Origin of the sequence: Methylobacterium sp. E-066 (assembly GCF_022829635.1) — a bacterium.
Classification (GTDB): domain Bacteria; phylum Pseudomonadota; class Alphaproteobacteria; order Rhizobiales; family Beijerinckiaceae; genus Methylobacterium.
In genome coordinates this window covers 1-21,857 of sequence record NZ_JAKSYO010000209.1, presented here as the reverse complement: position 1 = coordinate 21,857, position 21,857 = coordinate 1, and the positions used below count along the sequence as shown (strand labels likewise).

Sequence of the window (21,857 nt, the reverse complement as noted above, 5' to 3'; positions counted from 1 at the left end):
GCGTGTTTTTACACCGCGCCATCGCTCCTGTCCCGACCCCGGGCGACGGACAGACGCCCTCCGTCCCCGAACCCGACGCAGCCAAGTCCCAAAATCACTCGGCGGCGGGGATGCGTTCGCCGCGGGTCCGAAGGCCCTTGCCGCGGGCGGTCTCGTCCAGGGCGTCGGTGAATTGCAGGCTGGCGAGCTGGGCGTAGAGCGCGCCCTGCGCCAGCAGGCTCTCGTGGGTGCCGGTCTCGACGATGCGGCCGTCGTCGAGGACCAGGATGCGGTCGGCGGCGCGGATCGTGGCGAGCCGGTGGGCGATGACCAGGGTGGTGCGCCCGCGCATCAGCGTGTCGAGGGCGGCCTGGACAGCGCGCTCGGATTCCGCGTCGAGGGCCGAGGTCGCCTCGTCGAGGAGCAGGATCGGCGAATCCTTGAGGATCGCCCGGGCGATGGCGATGCGCTGGCGCTGGCCGCCGGAGAGGGTCACGCCGCGCTCGCCGACCTGGGTATCGTAGCCCTGCGGCAGGGCGGTGACGAAGCCGTGCGCGTTGGCGAGTTCGGCCGCGCGCTGCACGTCGGCCTCGCCGGCCTCGGGGCGCCCGTAGCGGATGTTCTCGGAGACGGTCCCGGAGAACACCACCGGGTCCTGCGGGACCAGGGCGATGCGGGCGCGCAGGGCCTCCGGATCGACCTGCGCGATGTCGGTGCCGTCGACCAGCACGCGGCCGCCCTGCGGATCGTAGAAGCGCAGGAGCAGCTGCAGCACCGTCGACTTGCCGGCGCCGGACGGGCCGACGATGGCGATGCGCTCGCCGGGAGCCGCCGCGAAGGTCAGCCCGTCGAGGGCGGCGTGGCCGGGTCGGGTCGGGTAGGCGAAGCGCACCGCCTCGAAGTTGACGGCGCCGCGCGCCGGCTCGGGCAGCGGCAGGGTCGGGGAGGGCGCGCGGATCGCCGGCTCGGACCCCAGGATCTCGGTGAGCCGCTCGGCCGCACCGGCCGACATGGCGAGGTCGCCGTAGACCTCGGAGAGCTGGCCGAGCGCACCGGCGCCGAACACCGCGTAGAGCACGAATTGCGAGAGCTCGCCGCCGGTCATGGTGTGGTTGAGGACGCCTTGGGCGCCGTACCACATCACCCCGACCACGGAGGCGGAGATCAGAAAGATCGCGACGCCCGTGAGCAGCGCGCGGGCCCGGATCGAATCCCGGGCGGCGCCATAGGCTTCCTCGGACGCGGCGGCGAATTTCGCGGCCGTGGTGCCTGAGCGTCCGAAGGCCTGCATGGTCCGCACGGCCCCGACCGCCTCGGCGGCGTAGGCCGAGGCATCCGCCAGCCGGTCCTGGGCGGCTCGCGACCGCCGCCGCACGCCGCGGCCGGAGAGGATCAGCGGGAAGACGATCACCGGGATGGCGGCCAGCACCATCACGGAGAGGCGCGGGCTGGTGATCACCATCATGGCGGTCGCGCCCACGAACAGGAACAGGTTGCGCAGCAGGATCGAGATCGAGACGCCGAAGGCCGCCTTGATCTGCGTCGCGTCGGCGGTGAGCCGGGAGACGATCTCGCCGGATTGCGAGCGATCGAAGAAGGCCGGATCGAGGATCGTCAGCCGGGCGAAGACGGCGCTGCGCAGATCCGCCACCACCCGCTCGCCCAGCGTGACCACGGTATAGACCCGGGCCGCGCTCGACAGCGCGAAGGCCGCCACCACGCCGAGCAGGGCCAGGAAGTAGGCGTCGATGACGTTGGCGCCGTCGGCGGTGAAGCCGTGGTCGATCACCCGCCGCATCGCGATCGGCACCACCAGGGTCGAGGCCGAGGCACAGATCAGGGCGAGGATACCGGCGGCGATCCGCCCGCGGTAGCGCAGGGCGAAGGGCAGCAGGGGCCGAAGCGCGCTCAGGGGCGCCTTGGGCCGGCCGGCCGCGGCCGCTTTCGTCTTACGGGCCATCACGCCTCACGCGTCTCTTCCCACCCGGTCCATGGCGCTTGTTCCCGGCGAGAGGCTGCGATATACGCCGCCCCTCATCCGATTGCGCGTGTTCAATGGCCGCGGGCCGCCACCACGGTCGGCTTGGACGTGCCGTTGCCACGAACTCACGGTTCGGTGCAACCGGTGACACCTTCCGCATTCCGGGCCGGGCGGCGCCTCCTGCGCTCCCCGCCGGCGTGCCAGAACAGGAACGACAGGTCATGGCGAAGGACGCGGCCGCAAAGGCCAAGGGGACCGAGCACCCCGACTACCACTTCATCAAGGTCGTGATGACGGACGGCACCGAGTACCGGACCCGTTCGACCTACGGCAAGGAGGGCGACACCCTCAACCTCGACATCGATCCGCTCACCCACCCGGCCTGGACCGGTGGCGAGCAGAAGATGCTCGATCGCGCCGGCCGCGTCTCGCGCTTCAACTCGCGGTTCGGCAACCTCGGCAAGCGCTGATCCATCGCGGATCGCGCCGACCCGAATCAGAACGGGCGGTCCCTCGCGGGGCCGCCCGTTTCTTTTGGCGCGCACCGTGCCTCCGCAGGGCGCGATGCGGATTTTTCAGCGGAATTCTGTCGCGATTTTTCTGAGCGGCTCGTGAGTTTGATCTTCATCTGCCTCGGAGAGAGAAAATTTTCTTCTCTCAAGGCGGCTGCCGACCGCTTCGGCCGGTAGTCATGATCTCCGCGGCCTCTTTTCCGGTCAAGCCAAGCCGTCGTAATGTCCGATGCTGTCGATGATCTGACCGGCAAACGATCTTCGGCTATCGCGATCTCGGAGAGATCTGCAGGCTGCTGTTGTTTCCGGCGGGATCATCGTTCGGCACGTTCTCAGGCCATAGAGAAAAGCCCAAACCATCATTTCACGCGCTCGAAAGCTGCGAGCGACGTTTTCGGGGTCGTCATCCATGAAACGCTGGCTGTTTTCCGTCCTCGCCATCCTGTTGACCTTCGCCGCACCGGCCTTTGCCGGCGAGAAAATCAAGGTCGGCATCTTCAGCGATTCCGAGGATGTCTGGGCGAAGGTGAAGGACATCGCCGCCAAGGAGGGGCTCGACGTCGATCTGGTCGTGTTCTCCGACTACCTCCTGCCGAACGCGGCCCTGGACGCCGGCGACCTTCAGGCCAATGCCTTCCAGCACAAGCCCTTCCTCGAGAACCAGAACAAGTCCAAGGGCTACAAGATCGTGCCGGTCGGTGACACGATCGTCTCGCCGATCGGCCTCTATTCCAAGAAAGTGAAAAGCCTCGGCGAGCTGAAGACCGGCGCGTCGATCGGCATCCCGAACGATCCGTCCAACGGTGGTCGCGCCCTGCTGCTGCTGCAGGCGCAGAAGCAGATCAAGCTGAAGGACGGCGTCGGCATCCTGCCCACCGTGCTCGACGTGATCGACAATCCGAAAAAGTTTCAGTTCCGCGAGATCGACGCGGCCCAACTTCCGCGCAGCCTCGACGATGTCGACGCCGCGGTGATCAACACGAATTACGCCGTCGAAGCCGGCCTGAAGCCGGGCAAGGATTCCATCGCGATCGAATCGTCGGTCAACAACCCGTACAACAACTTCATCGCGGTGCGGGAGAAAGACAAGAACGCCCCCTGGGTGACCAAGCTCGTCCGCGCCTACCAGAACGACACGATCCGAAAATACATCACGGAGAACCGGCCGGGGGAATTGCCGGCCTTCTGACGGGTATCCCGCGCGGTTGGCGCTGTCGTCTCAACCGCGCGGCCGTCCTCACCCCTCACGGAACCGGAACGCCATGCGCAGCAGCCCGTGCTGGGCTGCCACCGGGCTCTCCACCGGCATCGGCGTCGGCCTGTCGTCGGTGATGAGGGAATCCAGATGCAGGATGCGGGTGTGCAGGCGACGCGCCCGCAGGATCAGCTGCTGGAGCCGCATCGGCAAGAGCGAGAAATCCGCCTGCTTCGGCGGCTCGGTGCTGCCGAGCTTGACCCGGTGCTTCTCCTGCAGGGCCTCCGCGGGGGTCATCTCGCCCTCGGCGACCGCGCGCTGCACCAGCAACCAGGACGCGATCTGCATCAGCAGCGTCGTGAGGCGCATGCTCTCGGCGGCGTAGCTCAGCGTGGCGTCGCGCGACACGAGGCGCGACTCGTCCCGGCCCTCGCCATCGAGATAGGCCGCCGTCTCCTCGACGAGCAGCATGCCGTCGCGAAACAGCGTCTTGAACGCGACGGAATTGACGTAGGTCTTGCCGAAATCGACCCAGTCCCGATCGTCCCGGAACGTGACATCGAAGCCGTTCATGCTGCCTCTCCTGTGCCGCCGACGGGCCTAGCCGTACCGGACCGGGACATTCCGGCCATGGCTCTCGGACGACGCCGCAATCCTAGCGCCGAACCGCGGCAGCATCAGGGTTAGATCTTTCTTAACCTTAATGAGCCGGCCGATGGTTAAGATATGGCGCGCGCCCTCGTGTGCAAGCATTCGAAAGGAGAACTGGACACCGGCGAATACGCGTGGCCAGCGGCCGGTGTCGGAATCGCCCCGGTGCAAGTCGATCACGCCCTGAACAGGGTGTTCGACCGTGACGCATCCAGTTGCGTGGTCCCTGTCAGGACACGCGCAACGTGTGGATCCGACGGATCTATGGCCCCGGCCGGCTCTGAGAGCCTGTTTGACCGGTCTTTCCCATCCTCACCCTCATCCTGAGGCGACGGAGCGAAGCGGAGGCCTCGAAGGAGCCCTCCAGCCAGCCGCGCGATCCCTGGAGGGCTCCTTCGAGGCTGCTCCGCAGCACCTCAGGATGAGGGGAGAGATTGGGATCTCCATCAGCGGAACCATCATTCGACTGCGAGCATGCGGTCAAACAGGCTCTTAATGCTGATGCTGGTGGCCGCCGCCGGGCGCGCTGGCGCCGACCGGAGCTACCGAGAACGTGACCGGCACGGCGCCGGCGCGCTGGAAGGTCAGCGTCCCAGAGACGGTGTCGCCGGCCTTCGGGGCGCCGGACAGCCCCTCGAACATCAGGTGATAGCCGCCGGGCTTCAGCTCCACGGTCTCGCCGGGCTTGATCGTCAGGCCGCCGGGGACCGGGGCCATCTTCATCACGCCGCCCTCCATCGACATGGAGTGGATCTCGCCCGACGTGGCGAACGGCACCGCTGCGCCCGTCAGCGTGTCGGGGGCGGTGCCGGTGTTGACGATCCGCACGTAGCCGCCCGCGACCTTGGCGCCGTTCGGCGTCGCCCGCAGCCACGGGGTCTCGATCGTGAGGTCGCCGGCCTTGATCGGATCCGCCTGGGCGGCGCCCGCGAACAGGCCGAGGCCGAGGAGGGCCGTGCACAACATCTTCATGGGCCTGCTTCCATCCTGGTTTTTTGGGAATTGGCGACCGGCACCTTCGGCGGCGTGAGGCACGGATCGCCCCGGCGGTGGCATCTCTGCCACACTGGGCCGCCGGTGACTGTTGTCGCCGCGCCGCAAGCGAACGCGACGTGCGTTGCCGCACGCCAATGCCACAATCCGGCCCCTTCGATAGGGAGTCTTAAGCCCATCCCGACACCGTGGCGACCGAGTACCCCCGCTCTCGCCATGATCTGACGAACTCCGGACACGAGCCAGCGACTGATGCGCATCAAGGCAACAAACCGGTTCACCGCCATGCTGGGCGTCGCCGCGCTCGGCACCCTCGCCATCGGCGCCGCCGAGGCCCGGGACCAGGGCAACTACGCCCAGGCCGAATGGGCGCAGGATTACGCCTCGCCCGCCGGCATGCAGGTGCAGCGCGAGACCGTGCCGATCCTGTCGCCCCAGACGGTGTCGGCCACCGAGCAGATGCTCGAGCGCTACAAGGACATCGTCGCCCGCGGCGGCTGGCGGCCGGTCTCCGGTGCCGAGCGCCTGCGCGTCGGCGCGAAGGGCCCGGCGGTGGCCACGGTGCGCCAGCGCCTGATCGTCACCGGCGATCTCGATCCCGCCGCCGGCGGCTCGGGCGTGTACGATTCCTACGTCGCGGCCGGCGTGAAGCGGTTCCAGGCCCGCCACGGCCTCAGCCAGACCGGCGCCATGAGCCTCGCCACCCAGCAGGCGATGAACGTGCCCGCCGACGTGCGGCTGCACCAGCTTGAGATCAACGTCGTCCGCCTGCGCTCCTATTCGGGCGATCTCGGCCGGCGCTTCGTGATCATGAACATCCCGGCCGCCCTGGTGGAGACCGTGGAGAACGGCCAGGTCGTCACGCTGCACGCCGCCGGCGTCGGTAAGATCGACCGCCAGTCGCCGATCATGAACACCAAGGCGACGCAGATCAATTTCAACCCGACCTGGACGGTCCCGGCTTCCATCGTGAAGAAGGACCTGATCCCGAAGATGCAGAAGGATCCGAACTACCTCACCGACAACAAGATCCACATCCTGTCGGGCAACGGCGAAGTCTCGCCGCGTTCGATCAACTGGAACTCGGATGAGGGCACGCGCTTCACCTACCGGCAGGAATCGGGTGCCGACTTCAACTCGATGGGCATCGTCCGCATCAACATCCCGAACCCCTACGGCGTGTTCATGCACGACACGAACACCAAGGGTGTGTTCGGCGACGATTTCCGCTTCATCTCCTCGGGCTGCGTGCGCGTTCAGAACGTGCGCGAGTATATCACGTGGCTGCTGAAGGACACGCCCGGCTGGGGCCGCGAGCAGGTCGAACAGGCCATCGAGAGCGGCAAGCGCGTCGACGCCAACATCGCCCAGCCCGTGCCGGTCTACTGGACCTACATCACCGCCTGGGCGACCCCGGACGGCCTCGTGCAGTTCCGCGACGACATCTACAAGCGGGACGGCGTGAACGTGCCGTCGACCATCGGGGCGCCGACCCCGGTCGCCAGCGCCGAGCCGCTGCCCCAGACCTTCGAGCCCGGCGACGAAGAGTAAGCGCACCGCGCTTCACGCCTGCGGTTTCGTCCGAGGCCCGCACCCTATCCGGGGTGCGGGCCTCGCGCGTTTCGGGACCGCTCTGTCATCGGGCGGTCAAACGCCTCTGCTTGGCCTTTGCCGCCGAGCAGGAGCCCCCGATGTCGCGCGATTCGATCCCAGCATCCGGACGCCTCACCCGCCGGGAGACCGTGGCTGGTGCCGCCGCCCTTGGGCTCGTGGCCGGCCGCGCCGGGGCGCAGGAATCCGGGGAGGCCACGGGCATCGTCTACGCCGTCCAGACAACCGGCGCCGAGCGCGCGCCGCTGCCCGGCGCGCTGGTCTCCAACGGCCGCGAGGTCGTGCGCACGGACGGGCAGGGCCGCTACCGGCTGCCGCTGGCCGGGGATGGCGCGATCTTCGTGATCAAGCCGCCGGGTTACGCCCTGCCGCGGGACGCCGACAACGTGCCCCGGCATTCCTACATCCACCAGCCCGGCGGCACGCCTGCCGATCTTGGGCTGCGCTACAAGGGCCTCGCGCCCACCGGCCCGCGGCCAGCCTCGATCGACTTCACCCTGACGAAGGCCGACGAACCGGCGGATTTCGACGTGATCCTGTTCACCGATCCGCAGCCCGAGAGCCGGTTCGAGCTCGACCACGTGCGCGACACCGCGGTCGCCCGGGCCATGGCGATCCCGGCGGCCTTCGGCCTGACAACCGGCGACGTGCTGTTCGACGACCTCTCGCTCTACGGCCGCTCGAACCGGATCGTCGGGCGGATCGGGCTGCCCTGGTACAGCCTGCCAGGCAACCACGACCTGAACATGCAGGCCCCGGATGCCCGCTACAGCCGCGAGACCTGGAAGCGCGTGTTCGGCGCGCCGAACTACGCGTTCCGGCACGGGCGGGTGCTGTTCGTGATGCTCGACAACGTCGAGTGGATGGGGCCGCCGGTCCCCGTGGGGGCGAACACCTACCGGGGCCATATCGGCGAGCGGACGCTGGCCTTCCTCAAGAATCTCCTGGCCGAGATCCCGCCGGACGACCTGATCGTGCTGGCGACCCACATTCCCCTGGTCACGGATACCGGCGACGATCCGCGCAGCGCGACCATCGACCGGGCCGCGCTGCTCGACGTGCTGGCGGGGCGCGAGGTGCTGAGCCTCGCCGGCCACACCCATACCACCGAGCATCACTACCCCGCGGAGGGGCACCACCACCACGTGATGACCGCCGTGTCGGGCTCGTGGTGGAGCGGGCCGGATACCCGCACGGGCATCCCCTCGGCCGACAGCCGCGACGGCACCCCGAACGGCTTCCACGTGCTGTCGATCCGCGGCACCGCCTACACGACCCGCTACGTCCCGGCGCAGGGCGAGCCGGACGCGACGATGCGCATCGCCTTCGAGAGCGAGCTGCGCCCCGCCGCCCCGGAGATGGTCCGGGCGAGCCATCCGATGCAGGCGCTGCGCCCGCCGGTTCCGCAGGACGCGCTGGCCTCGACCAACCTCGTGGTCAACGTCTTCGACGGCGGCCCGCGCACGAGCCTGACCTTCCGGGTCGGCGACCGGGCGCCGGAGCCGATGACGCGGACCCGGCGCCTCGACCCGTTCGTGACCGAACTCTACGCGCGCTATCCCGAGACCAAGAAGAGCTGGGTCCAGGCGACGCCCTCGACCCATATCTGGACCGCGCGCCTGCCCGACGACCTCGCGCCGGGCGCCCACCGGGTGACGGTGGACGGGACGGACGAGTACGGACGGCCGATCAGGTCTTGCGCCGTGCTCGAAGTCACCGGCGACGGCGCGCGCGGCTGACGATCGACGCCGTCAGCCGCGCGGATTTTCAGGCCGCGAGCTGGCGGCTGCCGTGGCTGCCTTCCTGGATCTCCTCGACGATCTTGGCGCAGAAGGCGTCCAGGTCCTCGGGGCTGCGGCTGGTGACGATGCCCTGATCGGTCACCACCTCCTTGTCGTACCAGCGACCGCCGGCATTGATCACGTCGGTGCGGATCGAGGCGAACGAGGTCAGGTCGCGGCCCTTGGCCGCGCCGGCCTCGATCAGCAGCCACGGCGCGTGGCAGATCGCGGCCACGACCTTGCCGGAGGTGAGGAAGCTCTTGATCACCGCGAGCGCCTTCGGCTCGAGCCGGAGCTTGTCCGGGTTGATCTGGCCGCCCGGCAGGACAAGGGCGTCGTAGGCGGCAGGGTCCACGCGGTCGAGATCGAGGTCGACCGCGACCTCCTTGCCCCAGTCGGTCTTGTCCCAGCCGCGGATCGTGCCCTTGCTCGCCCGCGATTGCGGGGCGGCCACCGAGACGGTGGCGCCGGCCTCGGCCAGCTTGGCCTGCGGCACGGTCAGTTCGCTCTCTTCGAAGCCGTCTGTGGCGAGGATCAGGATCTTGGCTTGGCGGATATCGGGCATGGCGAGCCTCCTTGTTGGGGGTCTGCCCGGTCAACGGAGGCCGGTTCGCGCTGTTCCGAGGGGCGCGACATGGAAGGCCGGCGCGCGGAACCCATGCAGGGGCGGGCCGTTGATCCGGCATCCCGAAAACCATCAGGAGACCGCCATGGCCAATCCCGGCCTACCCGAGCCTACGCCCGGCGATCTGCCGCCTCTGCCGCCCACGCCCGAGGAAGAGCCCGATATCGGGCCGACCGGGCCGCGCACGCCCTATCCGGTGAACGATCCCGGCATCGGCGAGCCGGGCGGACCGGGCTCCGAGCCCGACGTCTTTCCGGGCACGCCGACCGATCCGGGCACCCGGATGTAATCAGTGGCCGCCGTGCGAGGTGCGCACGTCGCGCGGCGCGCTGAGGATTTCGGAGAGGCTCGTCACCACGTGGCGGGCCTCTTCGTCCGTCAGGCGCAGCTGGAACGGCGGCAGGGCGCCGGCCTGGAGGGCGACCACGGCCTGGCCCTCCTCGTCGGTGCCGACTTCGATCGCCGAGGAGGTGACGTCGAGCATCGCGACTTCCTCGTCGCCCAGGCCCTCGCCGAGGTCCGGCTCGTCGCTGTCGTCGATCGCGGTGAGGAGCTGCCCGACGGCGCGCACCAGGGCGCGGGCCGCGCGGGCATCCATCACCACCGCCGTCGCCTGATCGTCCTTCTGGAAGGAAAGCTGGATGTTCGCGCCATCCAGCGAGACCGAAATGCCTGCCATGTATCGCCCGGGAGCCACGCGCCTTAACTGTCTGTCCGCGTTCCGTATATGCATCGGAAGTGCCGGAAATCACAGGGGGCGCCGCGCCGCCCCGCCGGCCCCGCTCGACCTGCGACCGAGACGCCGCGTGCAAAATGCCTTGTTGCCGCCGCAGGCAGCGCCTAAATAGAGCCTCGGGGGGCATTCCCACCGAGACCGGCGCGTTCAAGCGACCAGCGTCTCGCGCCCTGCCACACTGGCCAACCCAGCAAGACCGTGGTGCATCGCGCGGCATTCTCGCCGTGTGCATGACCTATGGACGAACGAGGTACCCTACGTGAATACCGGCACTGTGAAATGGTATAACGAGACCAAGGGCTACGGCTTCATTCAGCCCGACGACGGCGGCAAAGACGTGTTCGTTCACATCTCTGCCGTAGAACGGGCCGGGATGCGTAACTTGGTCGAGGGCCAGCGGCTCTCGTACGAGGTCCTGACGGACAAGCGCAGCGGCAAGGACGCCGCCGGCAACCTTCAGGCGGCCTGATCCGCGAACGGGATTGAACCGGCCGCACGACGCGGCTTCCCCTTCCGACGCTTCCACCCGGGCGAGACTGTCCGGGCGACGGGGGCGTCGGAGGCAACCAGCAGAAACGACGCCGGGCGCGCACAGACGTCCGGTCCAGAAAAGAAAAGACACGCTTTATAATGATGTTCGAATATACGCGGCGCCGCGGCGTCCGCTCCCCCGTCACCGATGCGCCGACCTTCCGGGTCGGGCGGCTGGCGCGGGCCAAGTCCGCGACCGAGACCGGGGCCGATCTCAGCAACCTGATCGACCGGTCCTACAACTACCATTCCCCGCGGGAACTGCACTGGCATCTCGCCGAGCGTCTCGGGCTCGCGCCCAACGCGGTGGTGATCCGCGAGGCGGCGGCGGCCTGAGGGCCGACGTTCCGCTTGGGATTTTTCAGACGCTCATGACGTATGGAGCCGCGTTCGATCTCAGATCGAGCGCGGCTCTTGCGCGCGATGGGTCGCGCAGCAGCGGTGCTTCTTTCGCGCCGCCCTTTTCCCGGGCGCATGCAGCGCCAGCGGAATGCGACCCGGGACCCAGCACACAACACCGCGCAGCGGCATCGTCGGCTCTCAGATCGTGCCGCTGCGCCGCGCTTCGCCTGCTGGGTCCCGGATCACCTTCCACTGGCGTTCCAAGTGTCCGGGAAAGGGGCCGCGCGCGTAAGCCGAACGGGGCCGTGCCCTACCGATCCCAGGCCGCCAGGACCGGATCCCGCAGGGCGACCGGTGTCGCCAGCAATTCGCCGTGGACCGGATCGGGCCGGTTGTAGGTGGTCGCCTGGCCCTTGAGGTCGCAGACCACGCCGCCCGCCTCGCGCAGGATCAGGTCGGCCGCCGCGATGTCCCAGTCGCGGGCATTGCCCGAGATCAAACCGATATCGACCGAGCCCTCCGCCACCCGGGCGAGCCGCAGGGCCAGCGACGGGATGCGGTCGATCCGCTCGAAATCCACGTCGGCGCCAGCGCCGCGCGCCAGTCGGTCGAGCATCGGCTTCGGCCCGGTGATGCGCGCGCCCGGCAAAGTCTCCTTGGCATCCACCCGAATCGGCTCGCCGTTCCGGGTGGCGCCGCATCCGAGCACCGCTTCGTAATCGGCGTTGCCGACAGGAGCGTGGACGAACCCGATCCGCGGCTGGCCGCCGGCCAAGAGGGCGACCGCGATCGACCAGTCGGGATGGCCCGACAGGAACGCCCGGGTGCCGTCGATCGGATCGACGATCCAGACGAGGTCGTGGCCGATGCGCGCCGGATCGTCCGCGGTCTCCTCGGATAGCCATGCGGCCGCCGGCACCAGCGCGCTCAAGCGGATCTTCAGGAAGGTGTCGACCGCGACGTCGGCTTCCGTCACCGGAGAGCCGCCGGCCTTCGACCAGATCCGCGCGGAAGTCTGGCCGCCGAGCTTGAAATACGGCCGGGCGATCTCGGCGGCCTCGCGCATGACCGCGCGCAGGTCCGGCATCAGGGCGGAGACGGCCGCGTCGGTGATGGGCTCGGGCATCGCGCTCCGCGGGGCATGCGTCAGGCCCGGATCGGGCCACGTTGGGGCCTCCGCCCGGCTGGTCGGACGTGCTGAGCCGGCTCGGAAGGAGATCTGAGAACACCGGAGGGCCGTGCCGCCCGGTCGCTCCCGTTGTAGGGCGCCGCCGGCACGGCCACAAGGATCCGCACTCTGCTACCGGGATCGATCGAGACTGATCGATCTTCGCAAGGAAGTGTTGAGCATTCAAGGAAGCATTGAGCATTCCTCAAATGACATCCCCGTCCAGAATCGCTTAACGACGGTGATTAAGCTGTGCGGAGGAGTTCGGGTGCGATTTTGCTTGGCATAACGGACGGCCCGACACGGGTCGCCACTTGCTCCAGGGATCCGGACAGATGAACACGTCCTCGTTCACCGACGAACGCCGCGAAGGACCTGCCGAAGGACCTGCCATGGATACCCAAGGGGTCGCAGCTATGTTCGCCTTCGTCCCGTCGCCGCTGCCGGTGATCGGCCGGGTGTCCGGCGCCCGCAAGGCCGCCGGCATCGCCCTGGCCTACGCCACCGAGGATGCCGAGATCTGCGGCGCCGACCGCTTCAGCCTGATCCTGGTCGATGCCGAGGGCGAGGAGCTGAACCGCTTCGGCTGCTTCGACGAGGACGACGTGGTCGCCATCTGGCGCGATATCGCCGCCCGGGCCGGGCTGGTGCGGATGATCGTTCGGGAGGACGGCGTGCTGGTGCCGGTCTCCGAGCAGATCGGCCGGCTGATCCTCGGGCGCATCCGCATCCGCCGCCGGCATGCCGGTCTCGGTGCCCGCCGCCCGCGCTTCCTGGCCCGCCGCAAGACCGGCCGTCTGCCGGCGCGGCCGCAAATCTACCGCGGCGAGAACGAGATCATCGCCCGCACCTGATCGGACTGCCGAAGCTCAAGACAGGCTGCGCAGCAGCGCGTCCGCCGAGAGACCCACGAACAGGATCAGGCCGGCATCCCGGTTCGAGCGGAACAGGCTCAGCGCTCCCCGCCCGTCGCGCTCCCGCAGCGACAGGACCTGCCAGCCGAGATGCGCGGCGAAGGCCGCGACCCCGATTGCCCCGACCAGTCCCGCGCCCGCGCCCCTGGCCGCCAGCGCGATGAACACCGCGGCGAGCGCGTAGCACAGGCCGACTCCGCTCCGCACATGCCGGCCGAACAAGCGGGCCGAGGAGTGGATCCCGGCGATCTCGTCGTCCTCGATATCCTGGACTGCGTAGATCGTGTCGTAGCCCACCACCCAGCAGATCGTGCCCGCGTAGAGCAGCAGCGCCGGTGCATCGAGGCGGGCGAACAGAGCCGCCCAGCCCATCAGCGCACCCCAGGCGAAGGCCAGCCCCAACACCGCCTGCGGTATCGGCATCACCCGCTTCATGAACGGATAGATCGCCACCGGCAGCAGGGAGCACAGCCCGACGATCACCGCCTGCTCGTTGAACTGCAGCAGCACCGCGAGGCCGACGAGCAGCTGGGCCAACAGGAACAGGGCCGCGTGGCGCGGCCGGACCTGCCCGGAGGGGAGGGGGCGCTGGCGGGTGCGCTCGACCTGGGCGTCGAGGTCCCGGTCGGCGATGTCGTTGTAGGTCGAGCCCGCCCCGCGCATCGCCACCGCCCCGATCAGGAACAGCAGGCAGTGCCAGGGATCGGGAAAGGAGAGATCCGCCCGGATCGCCGCCAGGGCGGACGACCACCAGCACGGCAGAAGCAGCAGCCACCAGCCGATCGGCCGGTCGATGCGCGCCAGGCGCAGATAGGGCCGCCAGGGCCGCGGCGCCGCGCGCTCGACCCAGTGCCCGGTCACCGCATCGGCCGGACGCCCGTCCTCTGCCGCCGTCCCGCTCATCGGTCGGATCTCCGGTCGTCCCACGCGCACGCTCGCTCTACGCCATCGCAGAGAGGGATCCGCGCCGGACCCGTGATCCTCTCAGACGATCTTACAATGCGCCCTGCGGCAGCTTGAAGCTGCCGGTCAAGCCCGGACCGCCGAGCAGGCCGCTGCTGGCGCCGTTCTGCGCCTGGGCGCGGGCCTGCGCCTCCATCTTGGTCGCCTGGGCCGCCACGCTGCAGATCTTGGTGCGGATGCCGCTGACCTTGAGGTGATCGGCCTTGAAGCCTTCAGCGAACGAATCCGGGATCGAGCACCATTCCTTGTTGGCGGTGATCCACTTCAGACCCTCGGCGCCGTTGGACTGAAGCTTGCCGAACAGCGCGCAGGCCTCCTGCGGGGTCATCTTCTTCTTGCTGTTCGAGGCTACGTTGGCGCGGGCGACCAGCGCCTTGCGGTCGGCCAGCGTCTTCTGGATCGCGCCGCATTCCGGTGCCGCGCCCTGCGCGAAGGCGGTCGTTCCGAACAGCAGGCCGCCGACGAGTGCCGCCGCCCCCAGACCCAAGCTCCCGTATGCCATCCCGCGACTCCCTCGACGCCGTGCCGGAGCCCGCGCACCGCCGGCTCCACTTCGTTCCCCTGGGTTCGCCATAGGAATGTGGCGTCAATCGAGCGGCAAACCGGCGAGGCCATGCTGGTGTGGGGGAACCGCCAAAAACCGAGCTTCGTAACCTTTTCGCAACAGGTTTGCGGGCTGCGCGAGCCCGCGGCCCGCGTTGACAGCGCCATCCGACCGCGCGACCACCCGGCCATGCCGGCCTACGACTTCACCGCCCCACGTCTCCACGTCGAATCGGATCTCGGCGCCGGCGTGGTCCTGCCGCTCGACCGGGCGCAGGCCAATTACCTCCTCAACGTCCTGCGCCGCGGCCCGGACGATCCCGTTCTGGTGTTCAACGGCCGGGATGGCGAGTGGCGCGCGCACCTCGTGCAGACCGGCCGGAAGGGCGCGGACCTCCACGTCGCCGAACGCAACCGCGCGCAGACGCCGCGCGCCGACCTGCACTACCTGTTCGCGCCGTTGAAGAGCGCGCGGCTCGATTACCTCGCCCAGAAGGCGGTGGAGATGGGGGCCGGGACGATCCGCCCGGTCATCACCCGCTACACCCAGGGCGAGCGGATCAACATGGATCGCCTGCGCGCCAACGCCGTCGAGGCGGCCGAGCAATGCGGCATCCTGGCGATCCCGGATTGTCCCGAGCCGGAAAAACTCGGGCCGGCGCTCGCGGGTCTCGCCCCCGAGCGGCTGCTGGTGTTCTGCGACGAGGACGCCCCGGTGAGTGACCCGGTCCGGGCGCTCCGCGAGGCCGCCGATCCCGCCGCGCCGCCGCCGCTCGCCGTCCTGGTCGGGCCGGAGGGCGGGTTTTCCGAGGAGGAGCGGGCGGCGATCCGGGCCCGGCCCAACACCGTCGCGCTCTCTCTCGGGCCGCGCATCCTGCGGGCCGACACCGCTGCGGTGGCGGTGCTGACCCTGGTCCAGGCGGTGCTGGGCGACGCGCGCTGAGGGCAGGGCCGGCCGGAGCCATGTGTGCCGGCGCACATGAGAGCGGCGGCCCCGGGGATTGTGCCGCCGAACTGGGGCGAACGGCCCCCGCGGTCCATGGCGCCGCGTTGTCGGTTCCCGGCGCCTCGATTATGTCCCAGGATGGATGTCGCCCGCGCCGCGCTCTTGGAGCCGGCGCGGGTGTCCGTCCGGACTTCGCTCGCGGGCGGGGTTGAACAGGACGGACGCGCCGGAGGTTTCCGGTGTGCTCCTATCCCAAGCGACGATTTCACAGGCACGGGCAGGCAGCGCATGGCGCGCGATAGCAACGACACCACGCCGCTCACCACGCGCGCCGAGCTGATCGAGTGGTTCGCCGCGGGCGAGAAGCCGCGCGCGCAATTCGCCATCGGCACGGAGCACGAGAAGATCCCGTTCTATCGGGAGAGCCGCGAGCCGGTGCCCTATGACGGCGAGCGCGGGATCCGCGCCCTGCTGGAGGGGCTGGCCCGCGAGACCGGCTGGGAGCCGATCCTCGATCTGGGCAACATCATCGGCCTGTCGGCCGAGGAAGGCGGGGCGATCTCGATCGAGCCGGGCGGGCAGTTCGAGCTGTCCGGGGCGGCGCTGCCGGACGTGCACGGCACCGCGGCCGAGCTCGCGGCCCATCTCGCGGCGACGAAGCGGGCGGCCGAGTCCCTCGATATCGGCTTCCTGACGCTCGGCATGAGCCCGCGCTGGCGGCGGGACGAGACCCCGGTCATGCCCAAGAGCCGCTACAAGATCATGGCCGGCTACATGCCGAAGGTCGGCTCGCTTGGCCTCGACATGATGCTGCGCACCGCCACCGTGCAGGTGAATCTCGACTTCGCCTCCGAGGCCGACATGGTGCGCAAGATGCGCGCCTCCCTGGCGCTCCAGCCGGTGGCGACGGCCCTGTTCGCCAATTCACCCTTCACCGATGGGCGGCCGAATGGCTTCCTGTCCCGCCGCTCCGAGATCTGGCGCGACACCGATCCCCACCGCACCGGCATGCTGCCCTTCGCGTTCGAGGCGGGCTTCGGCTACGAGGCCTATGTCGACTGGCTGCTCGACATGCCGATGTACTTCGTCAAGCGCGGCGACATCTACCACGACGTGTCGGGCGCCTCGTTCCGCGACCTGATGGCCGGTAAGCTGGCGCAACTCCCGGGCGAGTACGCCACGGTGGCCGACTGGGCCAACCACGCCTCCACAGCCTTCCCCGAAGTCCGGCTCAAGCGCTTCCTGGAGATGCGCGGCGCCGATGTCGGCGATCCCGGCATGATCGCCGCCCAGGCCGCGTTCTGGGCGGGCCTGCTCTATGACGAGGCGGCGCTGGACGCCGCCCTCGACCTGGTGAAGGGCTGGAATCAGGCCAACCGGGAGGCCGCCCGAGCCACCGCGCCGCGCCTTGGGCTCGCCACCCCGGTCGCCAACACCACCCTGGGGGCCGTGGCCGCCGAAGCCCTCGCCATCGCCCGCTCGGGCCTGCGCGCTCGGGCCCGCCGCGACGCCGAGGGCCGCGACGAGACCATCTACCTCCAGCCCCTCGAGGCGATCGTCACAGCCGGGCGCACCCGGGCCGACGATCTGCTTGCCGATTACGAGGGCCGCTGGGGCGCCTGCGTGCGCCCGGCCTTCACGGAATGCGTGTTCTGACGCGTCGATCCGGGGCGCCGTGCGGCCGCGCACCGTGGCCTGGAACGAAGTGCGATACCTGACAGTTCACACGCCGATCGTTCAGCGCGTGGAGGAGGTGTCCATGTCTCGCATCACCACATCCGTCGTCGCCGGCGCCTCGGCCCTGGCCATGATCGCCGGTTCGTTCACCGCTGCCGAGGCGGCCCCGCTGCCGGCGCAGAGCGCCGTGCAGGTCGGCGGCCAGAACGCCACGGTGGACACTGTCGGCTGGCGCCGCGGCTATTATGGCGGCTACGGCTACCGCCGCGGCTATGGCGGCCGAGTCGCCGGCGCTGTAGCGGCCGGCGCCGCCCTTGGCATCATCGGCGGTGCGTTGGCGGCCAGCGCCGCCCCCCGCTACGGCTATTATGGCGGCTACGGCTACCCGGCCTATGGCTACGCCCCGGTCGGCGGCTACGCCTATCCGGCCTACGGCTACGCCCCCGCTCCCGCCTACGGCTATTACGATTACGGCTGGTAAGCCTTGATCCGGACTGCATAAAAACTCCCGGCTTCCATGAGGCCGGGGGTTTTTGGTTGCGGACTTTCGGGGGCTGCCGCGGGTAGGGCCAGCGATCCGCCGCATCTTAGACGTGCGCCGCAAGCTTCGAACAAGGCCGGCAGGGCTAACCTGCGGCAGGCCACGCTATCGGATCCCTCCGAGGCCGAATCGCCTTGTCGAGGAGACCGCCGCCATGACCCGCTTCACCGCCGCTCTCGTGGCCGGCCTCGCAGCCTTTATGACCGCCGGAAGCGTCTGCTCCGCGGCGGATCTCGGCCCGTATCGCGCCCCGCGCGCCGCACCGGTCGGACGCCCGGCCGTGGGGTCCGGGATCGCCGCCGAGGCGCGGGTGGTCCGGCCGGAATACAGCTATTACGGCGAGTACGGCTATCCGGTGCCGTTCGGCTACGGCTACGCCTACGCGCCGACCCCGGGCCGCAACATGGAATACGGCTATTACGGCCCGACCTATTATGTGTTCGCGCCGGATAGCTATCACGGCCCGCTGTTCGGCTATCACGAGTGGTAAAGAGGTCGGCTCGGGAGCCCTTCGTTTGCTGGATGATGAGGCGGACTGCGTCGAACTCGACCTCACGGGGCTGAAATGCCCGCTCCCGGTCCTGCGCACCCGTAAGGCCCTGCGGGCGCTCGCCGCCGGGCGGGTGCTGGTGGTCACTTGCACCGATCCGATGGCGATGATCGACATCCCCAACCTCGTCCGAGAGGAGGGCGCCCGGCTCGATTCGGCTGAGCGGAGCGGCGATCGCCTGTGCTTCCGCATGAGAGCCTCCGTGAAGCCGCCGCATTCCTGAGCGATCGGTCCCGTTCCCAGAGATGAGGCGGAGACGGCATGGCACCGCGGATCGGGGGCGTGCGCCTCGTGCACGAGGGGTGGGCCCGGTACCTCGTGGCCGAGGTGATGCAGGACGACGGCACGCGCATCACCCGCGAGATGGAAGATCATGGCCGGGCCGTCGCGGTCCTGCCCTACGACCCGGTGCGGCGGGTCGCGACGCTGGTCTCGCAGTTCCGGGCGCCGGTGCTGTATTCCGGAGGGCCGCCGAGCCATGTCGAGGTGCCGGCGGGCCTGCTCGACGACGGCGCCCCCGAGGACGAGGTCCGGCGCGAGGCCATCGAGGAGACGGGTCTGCGCCTCGGCGCGCTCGATCTCGTGGCCAGCGCCTGGACCATGCCGGGCATCTCTACCGAGCGGATGGACCTGTTCCTGGCAGCTTACGCGGAATCCGACCGCACAGGCGCCGGCGGCGGCCTCGCCGCCGAGGGCGAGGCGGTGGCCGTCCATGAGATCCCGCTCTCGGAGCTCGTGGCGATGATCCGCCGCGGGGCACTCACCGATATGAAGTCGCTGCTGCTGCTGTTCGCACTGCAATTGCGGCGGCCGGAGCTGTTTGCGTAGGACAGTCGAGCGACGCTTTGGAGTGACGGAATACGCCTCTCTCCGTCATTGCGAGCGCAGCGAAGCAACCCAGGGCAGCACGCGATCTCAGAACGTGGCGTTTCCCTGGGTTGCTTCGCTCCGCTCGCAATGACGGTTGCGGGCGTGGACGGGATGAAACGGGTGCACCGGGCGCCGGCCCGCCCCCTCAATCCCGCCGTCCCGACGAAGCCCGGTCCCGTACGGCGATCCCGATGAAGCGCCAGGATTCGATGAAGTAGCGGCGAAACAGCCGCCGCGGGGCGCAGAGGAAGCGGAAGACCCATTCGAGGCCCAGCCGCTGCATCAGCCAGGGCGCGCGGGGCAGGCAGCCCGCCGCCACTGAGAGCGCGTCGCCGACGCAGAACACCACCGGGTTGCCGAGCGCCCGGCCCCGGCGGTCGACCCAGATCTCCGATTTCGGCGCGCCGACGCCCATCACCAGCAGCGTAGTGCCGTGGGCGCGGATCCGCTCGGCCAGGGAGCGGCCGTAGGATTCGTCGTCCTCGAAGCCGAAGGGCGGCACCGCGCTCGCCACCGCGCCGTCCGGGAGGCCGGCGGCCTGGAGGCGGGTGGTCAGCGTGTCGGCGGCGTCCTGGCGGGCGGCGACGAAGAACACCCGGCGGGCGAAGGGCGGCGGGTCGGCCAGGATGCAGGCCAGGAGGTCGTGGCCGGTGATCCGCACGGCCGGCCGGCCGCTCGCCGCCCGGGCGAGCCAGACCAGCGGCATGCCGTCGAGGGTCCGGGCTGCGGCGCGCGCGTAGGCGCCCCGGAAATCCGCATCCTCGGCGAGCTGGACGACGTGGTCGACATTGGCGGTGACGATCGTCCGCGGTCCGTCCGCGTACCGCGCCGCCACGGAGTCCACGATCGCCGCCGCTGTGCCGGTGTGGAAGCTGTAGCCGAACAGCCGGACGGTCGTGGACGGCACCGCCACCGTGCCCACGGCGGACGGCTCCGGGGCAGCCTGGTCGAGCCAGGCCGCCGCGGGATCGACCGGGACCGGGGCCTCGACATCACGCATCGGCGGCCCGGAAGCTGGTCCCTGGGCGGATGGCGGCGCGGCGGATCCGCCGGCGGTCGCTGTCGGCGCCGAGCGCCAGCGCGATGGCGCCGCCGAGCAGCAGGCCGAGCACCAGGGCCACCGGCAGCACGATCTTCGGAGAGGGCGGGAAGGTCCGCTGGCGGGCCGGCGTCGCCACCGAGATGATCCGGACGTTGGTGGTGTTGAGCCGCTCCTGCTCGCTCGCCTCGCGGGCGCGCTTCAAATAGGCCTCGTAGACCCCCCGGCGGGCCTCGAGCGTCCGCTCCAGCTCGCGCAGGCCGACATAGGCGCGGTCGCTGCTCACGGTCTCGGTCTTCACCCGGTCGAGATTGGTCCGGATCGCCGCCTCGCTGGCCGCGGCGCGGTCGTAATCCTTCTGGGTCGTGTCGATGATCCGCTCTTTCTCGCGCTGGATCAGGCGCTGAAGGTCGCGCTGCTGGGCGTATTGCTCGGCCATGGCCGGGTGGCGCTCGCCGAGCCGGGTGGCGAGCTCGGCGGTGTTGCGCGAGAGCGTGGCGTATTGCTGCCGCAGCGCCTGCATCTCCAGGGATTGCAGCATCTCCGGCAGGGCCGTGCTCGGGTCCGAGGTGCGCATCTTGCGGGCCTGGTCCAGGCGCGACTTCGCCTCCGCGGTCTTGATCGAGGCGGTGACGAGCTGCTGGTTCAGGTCGCCGAGCTGCTGGTCGGTGAGCAGGCGGCCGCTCGAGGCCACGAGCTTGTGGGCCTCGCGGTAGCGCACCACCTCGCCCTCGGCCTGCTCGACATCGCGCTTCAGGTTGCCGAGCCGTCCGGTCAGCGCGTCGAAGGCGCGCCGGGCGGTGTCGGTGCGGGCGGCGCTCTCCTCGGCGAAGTAGGCGTCGCCGATGGCGTTGGCGATCCGGGCGGCCTTCTCGGGATCGCGCGACTGCACGGATACGTCGATCACGAAGGTCCGCTCGGCCCGGCGGACGCTGAGCTTGGTCTGAAGCGTGTCGAGGGCGATGTTGACCGGGTCGCGGCTCGCGGCCGGGGGCAGCATGCCGAGCGCGCCCTTGATCCAGGCCAGCGTCGGGTTGTTTCCGTCCGGCAGCACGAACTCGTCGTCCTGGTCGAGATGCAGGGTGGCGATTACCCGGCGCAGGACGTTGTCCGACTGGATCACCCGCACCTGGCTCTCCGCGATGGAGACGCCGCTATCGGCCTGGGGCTGGCGGGCGTTGACGTCGTTCTCGACGACCCGCAGGTCGCTTGGATCGACCAGCACCTGGATCCCCGAGGTGTAGCGCGGCGGGATCAGGCCGAGCAGCGCCACCGCGACCGCCACCATGAACAGGGCACCCAGCACGATGAACCCGCTGCCCCGCCACAGCCGGCGCAGGATCACGCGCGCCTCCGGCCGGCTCTCCTGACGGGGCTCGACCTGCGGCAGCACCATGCGGATCGGCTGCTCACCACTCATGCGCGTCGAGAAGTCGAACATGCGCCACGCTCCCTGACCTGTCGGAGTGCGGCCGGTGCCGCCCTCCACCGCACTCCTGCGCCCGTCCCCGTTCCGGTCACCTCCGTGCCGATCCGGGACAGGGCCTCGACCGAGGCGGTGTTGTCTCCGACACGGCAGCAATCGGCATACCGAACCAGTACTCTCGCCTTGAACCAGACCCTACACATGGATTCCTGTAGATCTTGCTTACAGAACTAGGGCGCTCTGTCACGATTTTGTGGCACCAACAGGCCTGGAATTGTTGGGG

Annotated in this window: 23 protein-coding genes and 1 pseudogene; 14 read left to right on the top strand and 10 right to left on the bottom strand. The window is 69.5% G+C overall.

Annotated elements, in window-relative coordinates:
• Window positions 1–94: 94 nt before the first annotated feature.
• Window positions 95–1,939, bottom strand: coding sequence for an ABC transporter transmembrane domain-containing protein (locus MKL20_RS31260; protein WP_244039945.1), 1,845 nt, complete (start codon window positions 1,937–1,939; stop codon window positions 95–97).
• Between the two features lie 242 nt (window positions 1,940–2,181).
• On the opposite strand from MKL20_RS31260, the gene rpmE reads away from it, so the two are divergent.
• Both rpmE and MKL20_RS31250 read left to right on the top strand, forming a co-directional pair.
• Window positions 2,182–2,430, top strand: a complete 249-nt coding sequence (gene rpmE, locus MKL20_RS31255; protein WP_007565880.1) for a 50S ribosomal protein L31 — start codon at window positions 2,182–2,184, stop codon at window positions 2,428–2,430.
• A 451-nt stretch (window positions 2,431–2,881) separates the two neighbouring features.
• The gene (locus tag MKL20_RS31250) at window positions 2,882–3,661 is read left to right on the top strand and encodes a MetQ/NlpA family ABC transporter substrate-binding protein (RefSeq protein ID WP_244039944.1); all 780 of its coding nucleotides are present in this window, start codon (window positions 2,882–2,884) and stop codon (window positions 3,659–3,661) included.
• A gap of 48 nt (window positions 3,662–3,709) precedes the next feature.
• Here the strand turns inward: MKL20_RS31250 and MKL20_RS31245 are convergent, their stop codons facing one another.
• Window positions 3,710–4,240: a DUF1465 family protein gene (locus tag MKL20_RS31245; RefSeq protein ID WP_243973211.1), complete on the bottom strand. Its 531-nt coding sequence runs from the start codon at window positions 4,238–4,240 to the stop codon at window positions 3,710–3,712.
• A gap of 570 nt (window positions 4,241–4,810) precedes the next feature.
• A pseudogene (locus MKL20_RS31240) lies at window positions 4,811–5,242 on the bottom strand (copper chaperone PCu(A)C); the annotation flags it as partial.
• A gap of 321 nt (window positions 5,243–5,563) precedes the next feature.
• On the opposite strand from MKL20_RS31240, the gene MKL20_RS31235 reads away from it, so the two are divergent.
• Window positions 5,564–6,862 carry a murein L,D-transpeptidase gene (locus MKL20_RS31235; RefSeq protein ID WP_244039943.1) on the top strand — a complete coding sequence of 433 codons (1,299 nt, stop codon included), beginning with the start codon at window positions 5,564–5,566 and terminating at the stop codon, window positions 6,860–6,862.
• A gap of 140 nt (window positions 6,863–7,002) precedes the next feature.
• Window positions 7,003–8,661, top strand: coding sequence for a calcineurin-like phosphoesterase C-terminal domain-containing protein (locus MKL20_RS31230; protein ID WP_244039942.1), 1,659 nt, complete (start codon window positions 7,003–7,005; stop codon window positions 8,659–8,661).
• A 28-nt stretch (window positions 8,662–8,689) separates the two neighbouring features.
• Here the strand turns inward: MKL20_RS31230 and MKL20_RS31225 are convergent, their stop codons facing one another.
• Window positions 8,690–9,268: a type 1 glutamine amidotransferase domain-containing protein gene (locus tag MKL20_RS31225; protein ID WP_244039941.1), complete on the bottom strand. Its 579-nt coding sequence runs from the start codon at window positions 9,266–9,268 to the stop codon at window positions 8,690–8,692.
• 145 nt (window positions 9,269–9,413) lie between these two features.
• Here MKL20_RS31225 and MKL20_RS31220 point away from each other — a divergent pair, with 145 nt between their 5' ends.
• Window positions 9,414–9,617: a hypothetical protein gene (locus tag MKL20_RS31220; protein WP_244039940.1), complete on the top strand. Its 204-nt coding sequence runs from the start codon at window positions 9,414–9,416 to the stop codon at window positions 9,615–9,617.
• Here the strand turns inward: MKL20_RS31220 and MKL20_RS31215 are convergent, their stop codons facing one another.
• On the bottom strand, window positions 9,618–10,007 hold the full coding sequence (locus MKL20_RS31215; protein ID WP_058194769.1) for a hypothetical protein: 390 nt from the start codon (window positions 10,005–10,007) through the stop codon (window positions 9,618–9,620).
• A 316-nt stretch (window positions 10,008–10,323) separates the two neighbouring features.
• Here MKL20_RS31215 and MKL20_RS31210 point away from each other — a divergent pair, with 316 nt between their 5' ends.
• The gene (locus MKL20_RS31210; protein WP_058194768.1) at window positions 10,324–10,533 is read left to right on the top strand and encodes a cold-shock protein; all 210 of its coding nucleotides are present in this window, start codon (window positions 10,324–10,326) and stop codon (window positions 10,531–10,533) included.
• 161 nt (window positions 10,534–10,694) lie between these two features.
• Complete coding sequence (locus MKL20_RS31205; protein WP_092042045.1) at window positions 10,695–10,931, top strand: AsnC family transcriptional regulator; 237 nt, start codon at window positions 10,695–10,697, stop codon at window positions 10,929–10,931.
• Between the two features lie 316 nt (window positions 10,932–11,247).
• Here MKL20_RS31205 and MKL20_RS31200 read toward each other — a convergent pair whose 3' ends face one another.
• Entirely contained in the window at window positions 11,248–12,063 is an 816-nt protein-coding gene (locus tag MKL20_RS31200) for an inositol monophosphatase family protein (protein WP_244039939.1), read from the bottom strand.
• Window positions 12,064–12,497: 434 nt separating this feature from the next.
• Here MKL20_RS31200 and MKL20_RS31195 point away from each other — a divergent pair, with 434 nt between their 5' ends.
• Window positions 12,498–12,959 (top strand): DUF6101 family protein, encoded by a 462-nt coding sequence (locus MKL20_RS31195; RefSeq protein ID WP_244039938.1) that lies wholly within the window; start codon window positions 12,498–12,500, stop codon window positions 12,957–12,959.
• A gap of 15 nt (window positions 12,960–12,974) precedes the next feature.
• On the opposite strand, the gene ubiA is transcribed toward MKL20_RS31195, so the two are convergent.
• Together ubiA and MKL20_RS31185 are read right to left on the bottom strand one after the other, a co-directional pair.
• The gene (ubiA, locus tag MKL20_RS31190; RefSeq protein ID WP_244039937.1) at window positions 12,975–13,922 is read right to left on the bottom strand and encodes a 4-hydroxybenzoate octaprenyltransferase; all 948 of its coding nucleotides are present in this window, start codon (window positions 13,920–13,922) and stop codon (window positions 12,975–12,977) included.
• Between the two features lie 91 nt (window positions 13,923–14,013).
• The gene (locus MKL20_RS31185; protein ID WP_244039936.1) at window positions 14,014–14,484 is read right to left on the bottom strand and encodes a hypothetical protein; all 471 of its coding nucleotides are present in this window, start codon (window positions 14,482–14,484) and stop codon (window positions 14,014–14,016) included.
• Between the two features lie 231 nt (window positions 14,485–14,715).
• Between MKL20_RS31185 and MKL20_RS31180 the strand changes: the two genes are divergently transcribed.
• The 6 genes from MKL20_RS31180 to MKL20_RS31155 all read left to right on the top strand — a co-directional run bounded on the left by MKL20_RS31180 (window position 14,716) and on the right by MKL20_RS31155 (window position 19,067).
• Window positions 14,716–15,468, top strand: a complete 753-nt coding sequence (locus MKL20_RS31180; protein ID WP_244039935.1) for a 16S rRNA (uracil(1498)-N(3))-methyltransferase — start codon at window positions 14,716–14,718, stop codon at window positions 15,466–15,468.
• A gap of 291 nt (window positions 15,469–15,759) precedes the next feature.
• Entirely contained in the window at window positions 15,760–17,127 is a 1,368-nt protein-coding gene (locus MKL20_RS31175; protein ID WP_244039934.1) for a glutamate--cysteine ligase, read from the top strand.
• 103 nt (window positions 17,128–17,230) lie between these two features.
• Window positions 17,231–17,629, top strand: coding sequence for a hypothetical protein (locus MKL20_RS31170; protein WP_243973195.1), 399 nt, complete (start codon window positions 17,231–17,233; stop codon window positions 17,627–17,629).
• Between the two features lie 214 nt (window positions 17,630–17,843).
• Window positions 17,844–18,179 carry a hypothetical protein gene (locus MKL20_RS31165; RefSeq protein WP_244039933.1) on the top strand — a complete coding sequence of 112 codons (336 nt, stop codon included), beginning with the start codon at window positions 17,844–17,846 and terminating at the stop codon, window positions 18,177–18,179.
• A 25-nt stretch (window positions 18,180–18,204) separates the two neighbouring features.
• Window positions 18,205–18,462 (top strand): sulfurtransferase TusA family protein, encoded by a 258-nt coding sequence (locus MKL20_RS31160; RefSeq protein ID WP_244039932.1) that lies wholly within the window; start codon window positions 18,205–18,207, stop codon window positions 18,460–18,462.
• Window positions 18,463–18,500: 38 nt separating this feature from the next.
• Window positions 18,501–19,067 (top strand): NUDIX domain-containing protein, encoded by a 567-nt coding sequence (locus tag MKL20_RS31155; protein ID WP_244039931.1) that lies wholly within the window; start codon window positions 18,501–18,503, stop codon window positions 19,065–19,067.
• 187 nt (window positions 19,068–19,254) lie between these two features.
• On the opposite strand, the gene MKL20_RS31150 is transcribed toward MKL20_RS31155, so the two are convergent.
• Together MKL20_RS31150 and MKL20_RS31145 are read right to left on the bottom strand one after the other, a co-directional pair.
• Window positions 19,255–20,109, bottom strand: coding sequence for a WecB/TagA/CpsF family glycosyltransferase (locus tag MKL20_RS31150; protein ID WP_244039930.1), 855 nt, complete (start codon window positions 20,107–20,109; stop codon window positions 19,255–19,257).
• Window positions 20,102–21,589, bottom strand: coding sequence for a GumC family protein (locus MKL20_RS31145; RefSeq protein WP_244039929.1), 1,488 nt, complete (start codon window positions 21,587–21,589; stop codon window positions 20,102–20,104). The genes MKL20_RS31150 and MKL20_RS31145 overlap by 8 nt, the downstream gene beginning before the upstream one ends.
• Window positions 21,590–21,857 lie beyond the last annotated feature (268 nt).

Excerpts from the sequence above, each read along its gene's own strand:
- MKL20_RS31235 (WP_244039943.1), top strand. The coding sequence starts at position 5,564 with ATGCGCATCAAGGCAACAAACCGGTTCACCGCCATGCTGGGCGTCGCC.
- MKL20_RS31260 (WP_244039945.1), bottom strand. The coding sequence starts at position 1,939 with ATGGCCCGTAAGACGAAAGCGGCCGCGGCCGGCCGGCCCAAGGCGCCC.
- rpmE (WP_007565880.1), top strand. The coding sequence starts at position 2,182 with ATGGCGAAGGACGCGGCCGCAAAGGCCAAGGGGACCGAGCACCCCGAC.
- MKL20_RS31170 (WP_243973195.1), top strand. The coding sequence starts at position 17,231 with ATGTCTCGCATCACCACATCCGTCGTCGCCGGCGCCTCGGCCCTGGCC.
- MKL20_RS31245 (WP_243973211.1), bottom strand. The coding sequence starts at position 4,240 with ATGAACGGCTTCGATGTCACGTTCCGGGACGATCGGGACTGGGTCGAT.
- MKL20_RS31225 (WP_244039941.1), bottom strand. The coding sequence starts at position 9,268 with ATGCCCGATATCCGCCAAGCCAAGATCCTGATCCTCGCCACAGACGGC.
- MKL20_RS31150 (WP_244039930.1), bottom strand. The coding sequence starts at position 20,109 with ATGCGTGATGTCGAGGCCCCGGTCCCGGTCGATCCCGCGGCGGCCTGG.
- MKL20_RS31155 (WP_244039931.1), top strand. The coding sequence starts at position 18,501 with ATGGCACCGCGGATCGGGGGCGTGCGCCTCGTGCACGAGGGGTGGGCC.
- MKL20_RS31180 (WP_244039935.1), top strand. The coding sequence starts at position 14,716 with ATGCCGGCCTACGACTTCACCGCCCCACGTCTCCACGTCGAATCGGAT.
- MKL20_RS31145 (WP_244039929.1), bottom strand. The coding sequence starts at position 21,589 with ATGTTCGACTTCTCGACGCGCATGAGTGGTGAGCAGCCGATCCGCATG.
- MKL20_RS31185 (WP_244039936.1), bottom strand. The coding sequence starts at position 14,484 with ATGGCATACGGGAGCTTGGGTCTGGGGGCGGCGGCACTCGTCGGCGGC.
- MKL20_RS31250 (WP_244039944.1), top strand. The coding sequence starts at position 2,882 with ATGAAACGCTGGCTGTTTTCCGTCCTCGCCATCCTGTTGACCTTCGCC.
- MKL20_RS31195 (WP_244039938.1), top strand. The coding sequence starts at position 12,498 with ATGGATACCCAAGGGGTCGCAGCTATGTTCGCCTTCGTCCCGTCGCCG.
- MKL20_RS31200 (WP_244039939.1), bottom strand. The coding sequence starts at position 12,063 with ATGCCCGAGCCCATCACCGACGCGGCCGTCTCCGCCCTGATGCCGGAC.
- MKL20_RS31220 (WP_244039940.1), top strand. The coding sequence starts at position 9,414 with ATGGCCAATCCCGGCCTACCCGAGCCTACGCCCGGCGATCTGCCGCCT.
- ubiA (WP_244039937.1), bottom strand. The coding sequence starts at position 13,922 with ATGAGCGGGACGGCGGCAGAGGACGGGCGTCCGGCCGATGCGGTGACC.
- MKL20_RS31175 (WP_244039934.1), top strand. The coding sequence starts at position 15,760 with ATGGCGCGCGATAGCAACGACACCACGCCGCTCACCACGCGCGCCGAG.
- MKL20_RS31205 (WP_092042045.1), top strand. The coding sequence starts at position 10,695 with ATGATGTTCGAATATACGCGGCGCCGCGGCGTCCGCTCCCCCGTCACC.
- MKL20_RS31215 (WP_058194769.1), bottom strand. The coding sequence starts at position 10,007 with ATGGCAGGCATTTCGGTCTCGCTGGATGGCGCGAACATCCAGCTTTCC.
- MKL20_RS31230 (WP_244039942.1), top strand. The coding sequence starts at position 7,003 with ATGTCGCGCGATTCGATCCCAGCATCCGGACGCCTCACCCGCCGGGAG.
- MKL20_RS31165 (WP_244039933.1), top strand. The coding sequence starts at position 17,844 with ATGACCCGCTTCACCGCCGCTCTCGTGGCCGGCCTCGCAGCCTTTATG.